The following is a 3,626-nucleotide window of genomic DNA, read 5'->3' as shown; positions in this document are numbered from 1 at the left end:
TTAAGATTCAAACAACCCGATTCATCAGTCTTAGTGGTCAGTTTTAGAACTTCCATTGGCAGTAGCATTAGTGGACCTTACCTTAGCTTATCTTAGCGGGATTGATCGTCTATTACCATAGTGCGTTCGCGTAGCGTGACCGTAGGTCAATCGCTTTTAGCAGCTCTTTTGGAGCATCGCAAATCCCTAGCCCTTTCCGCTAATCGCCGATCTTTTATAGTGCGTTACTTCACAAATTTCGACCTTGGTAGTTACTCGGATCTCGAACGCAGCACTCACTCTATTCAATAGCTTAATAAAAGTGCTTTAGATTTATGGATCATCACTTAAAAGTTGATCTATACTTTCGAGCCTTTGTTGAGAACCACGGCGAACACGATGAATGCGGACAATTCCTTCCTGTTCTTCGACTGCTTCACTCACCGTGAATAAAATATAGAATTGCTTTTTATAGAGAAGTTGGCGCACCTCAATACCCATATACTTACTTTCGAGGGCTAGTGAGCAACGCCTCGGAAAGTTTTCCAGGGTCAACATCACTTCATAACATCCTCTTACCCAGCGATAAGCTCGTTCTGCTGAATCCTCCTTTATCCAAATAAAAATACTTTCAATATCTGCCACTGCAGTAGGAGAGATTTCAATCTGGTAGGCCATATTTTTCCTGGAGCTGCTGAAATGCTTCCTTTAACGGAATACCTTGTCCTTGCTCAAACTCCTCAATACTCTTTCTGATGCCTGCAATAGACTCAAGCAATTCCATCCGATCGAGAAGTTGCTGATAGCTTTCAGCATCTTGAACAACTGCAGCAGCTTTGCCATTAACAGTCAGAACCATTGGTGCTTTAGTTTCTTTGAGCCTTGCGATAAAGGCTTTAGCGCCCCGTTGGAATTCTGAGAGTGGATGGATGTCACTCAGACTAAACATGATAGTTTTAATAAATTATTTGATAATTTAATGTTAATAGCTTGAAACTGTTTTGTCTAATGCGAACGCGCCCCGCGTGACCTACGGTCAATCGCGCCCCCCGTGACCTATGCGATTGCAAATTCAGTATATTGTCTCAGATGGGGTGGATGAAATCCTAAAACAATCTCCTCTCGTGGTATCCCTTTCTGTAACAAATCTGTCGCCACCCCATCCTCAGTCCAATCTTCCTCAATCCAAATCTTGTCATCCTTCAAACGGATATGAATCATAACACTCTTAATCCGTTCATCTTTCCACCAACCCATCAGCAGCAAAAGATACTGATCCTGTACCTCATCAAACGCTAAAGCACTTTCAGTGGTAGAACCAGATTTTTGATTGATATGATGATAGTCTCTTAAAACTTCCTGGACAATTTCCCGATAATGCTTTAATCTATCCATTGCTCAATTACCTTACTGTAAGCATTAAGCCGTCAGCCGTCAGCCTTTAGCTGAAAGCTGATGTCTGATAGCTGTTCGCGAAGCGTGCGCGTAGCGCTTAAGCTGATGTCTGAAAGCTGAAAGCTGATAGCTGAAAGCTGATAGCTGAAAGCTGATAGCTGATAGCTGATAGCTGATAGCTTACAACTATCAAACTTTCGGGAAGACTTCTACCTTCACTTCCATCCCTATTTTTCCTAGCAAATTAATCAACTTATCCACACTGAATCGACTAATTTCACCATTCATTAAATTACTAATCCTCGGTTGGGTTTCTCCCAAAAACTCTGCTGCTTCATTTTGAGTCCATCCCCGCTCCTGAATATAGGAACGCAAATCTAAGATCAGATCCGCTCTTACCTTGAGATTCATTGCTTCTTGTGCCTCAAATCCCAAATCTTTAAATACATTGTCGTCCCCTAACACGACATTGACGGTTTTTTCATCAGTCATTTTTATGTTTATCCTTTTGTTCCTTTCTAAACTGAACCATCTCCTGATAACGCTTCTGTCCTAGTTGAATATCTCCTTTGGAGGTCTTCTGTGTTTTTTTATGGAAAACATGAAGCACATAAATTGCCTCTTCAAATCTAGCGACATATAAAATCCGATAGGCTTCTCCGGTCCAAATGCGAATCTCTTCAACTCCCTTGCCAATTGTGGGCATCGGCTTATAATCTGTAGGTTTTTGACCCCTTTGGATAGCTCTCAATTGAAAACCAGCCTTCCGCCGTGCTTCCAAGGGAAGATCCGATAATTCTTCTCTAGAAGAGCCAACCCAGTAAATTACTTTATCTGTCATTACCTTACCTCACCAAACAGTATACCTTATTTGGCATAAAAAGATAACACCAGAAGAAAGTGCGTTCGCTTTTAGCGGCTCTTTTGGAGCATCGCTTTTTCGGAATGGAGGGGAATTAGCGATCGCGAATTGCTATGATTTTTATCCCAATTACAGATTTATGCTGATCGGTAAGAGTCCTTTAAAATGCTGGTCAATCGATCAAATCGAGTATTGATTATCTTAGTGCGATCGCAAAGCCCTAGCCCTTAATGAAACGGGCAAGATGCCCATTCCACGCCTGATGCCCATTCCACAGCTGCGACAATCACGCGAATTAAATTCTTAATGGGTCAAGCGCACCTAAAAACTCTTCAAATCATTCCATTATTAAGCAATGCCGTAAATGGGCGTTACTGAACCAAGGAATAGTATACTAAGAAAGACTAGGATAAAGATAAATATAAAAATGACAACTGGTTTAACCAACCCTAGTCTTATGACTCAAACCTTCACCACCCAACACCTTTCCCCAGAAGCGATCGCTCAGCTTGTCAATTATTTACCTGACTACATCAAAGTTGCACTCAATGAAAAGTCTACTGAATTAGAATGTTCCCTGGAAGCTACCATTGAAATGGCAATTTCCAACTTCCTAGACGAAGAAGCATTGAGCTTTGAGGATTGTCTACTCGCTCAACGTCTGAAAAATAATAATTAAAATTGCCGATAAATAGAATAACTAAAGCGATTACGAATTTGTCGCTGTAACTCAATCCGAATGTAAACTGAAAATAACAAAAAGTAGGGTGGGCAAAGTTATAGTATCTAGAATTATCAAAAAAAACTAAACGGTCTTTGCCCACCCTACAACTGCTCACCCTGCCGTTGAAACATTTTCTAAGCACAGAGAGTTTATATCTGGCGCGAGTTTTGAGAATTGTCAATTGATCCGCCTTTCCCAACAAGTCCTCTAACTCAGCCACCTCATCAGTGCAGAGCAATGATTCTACATTTCTCGCCACTAAATCATCCAAACGAGTTTGATCTGCCACAGCCAATTTACAACTTGCCAGTGCTTCTAACTCATCTACACTCAAACCAAGCAAACACTCCTCATCCAACCCTAATGGATTAGCGAGTCGAGAATAGGTGTTCCAGTCCAATAAAACCCCAACTCTTTCCCCCTGCTCATTCGTGACATACTGTAATAAACTTGTCATATCAAAAAGCTTCATAAGATAATGTAATCCTATCTTAGCCCGTTCTGTGTACCTGATAGTTATGCAAACCTCCGTAAGTGATGTTGTCTACAGAAATACAATTTTACCTAAATAAAGTAGTAGATGAATATGAGTTGATTCAATTTTTGTCTAAAAGCCTCGATTTAAGAGGTTGTCTGAGAAGTCTCATTTGCTACATCCAAGCCCCC

6 protein-coding genes are annotated in these 3,626 nt (G+C 41.0%); 1 reads left to right on the top strand and 5 read right to left on the bottom strand.

Features of this window, described 5'->3' with window-relative positions; genetic code table 11:
* Positions 1-312: 312 nt before the first annotated feature.
* The 5 genes from F6K37_RS34925 to F6K37_RS34905 all read right to left on the bottom strand — a co-directional run bounded on the left by F6K37_RS34925 (position 313) and on the right by F6K37_RS34905 (position 2,215).
* Complete coding sequence (locus F6K37_RS34925) at positions 313-657, bottom strand: type II toxin-antitoxin system RelE/ParE family toxin (RefSeq protein WP_287255426.1); 345 nt, start codon at positions 655-657, stop codon at positions 313-315.
* A complete protein-coding gene (locus F6K37_RS34920) occupies positions 641-928 on the bottom strand; it encodes a type II toxin-antitoxin system Phd/YefM family antitoxin (protein WP_008178178.1) in 288 nt (95 codons plus the stop codon). Before F6K37_RS34920 ends, F6K37_RS34925 begins: the two co-directional genes overlap by 17 nt.
* Before the next feature lie 107 nt (positions 929-1,035).
* On the bottom strand, positions 1,036-1,374 hold the full coding sequence (locus F6K37_RS34915; protein WP_287255424.1) for a XisI protein: 339 nt from the start codon (positions 1,372-1,374) through the stop codon (positions 1,036-1,038).
* A gap of 189 nt (positions 1,375-1,563) precedes the next feature.
* The gene (locus F6K37_RS34910; RefSeq protein WP_071103385.1) at positions 1,564-1,866 is read right to left on the bottom strand and encodes a helix-turn-helix domain-containing protein; all 303 of its coding nucleotides are present in this window, start codon (positions 1,864-1,866) and stop codon (positions 1,564-1,566) included.
* Positions 1,859-2,215 (bottom strand): type II toxin-antitoxin system RelE/ParE family toxin, encoded by a 357-nt coding sequence (locus F6K37_RS34905; RefSeq protein WP_008178175.1) that lies wholly within the window; start codon positions 2,213-2,215, stop codon positions 1,859-1,861. Before F6K37_RS34905 ends, F6K37_RS34910 begins: the two co-directional genes overlap by 8 nt.
* A 448-nt stretch (positions 2,216-2,663) precedes the next feature.
* On the opposite strand from F6K37_RS34905, the gene F6K37_RS34900 reads away from it, so the two are divergent.
* Entirely contained in the window at positions 2,664-2,915 is a 252-nt protein-coding gene (locus F6K37_RS34900) for a hypothetical protein (protein ID WP_287255421.1), read from the top strand.
* Positions 2,916-3,626: the final 711 nt, after the last annotated feature.

Origin of the sequence: Moorena sp. SIO4E2 (assembly GCF_010671945.1) — a bacterium.
In the GTDB taxonomy this organism is placed as follows: domain Bacteria; phylum Cyanobacteriota; class Cyanobacteriia; order Cyanobacteriales; family Coleofasciculaceae; genus Moorena; species Moorena producens.
The sequence above is the reverse complement of the archived record's forward strand: the minus strand, read 5'-3'. Positions and strand labels throughout refer to the sequence as shown.

What these genes read in the sequence shown, in the direction of transcription:
- F6K37_RS34915 (WP_287255424.1), bottom strand. Translation starts at nt 1,374, where the DNA reads ATGGATAGATTAAAGCATTATCGGGAAATTGTCCAGGAAGTTTTAAGA.
- F6K37_RS34925 (WP_287255426.1), bottom strand. Translation starts at nt 657, where the DNA reads ATGGCCTACCAGATTGAAATCTCTCCTACTGCAGTGGCAGATATTGAA.
- F6K37_RS34905 (WP_008178175.1), bottom strand. Translation starts at nt 2,215, where the DNA reads ATGACAGATAAAGTAATTTACTGGGTTGGCTCTTCTAGAGAAGAATTA.
- F6K37_RS34910 (WP_071103385.1), bottom strand. Translation starts at nt 1,866, where the DNA reads ATGACTGATGAAAAAACCGTCAATGTCGTGTTAGGGGACGACAATGTA.
- F6K37_RS34900 (WP_287255421.1), top strand. Translation starts at nt 2,664, where the DNA reads ATGACAACTGGTTTAACCAACCCTAGTCTTATGACTCAAACCTTCACC.
- F6K37_RS34920 (WP_008178178.1), bottom strand. Translation starts at nt 928, where the DNA reads ATGTTTAGTCTGAGTGACATCCATCCACTCTCAGAATTCCAACGGGGC.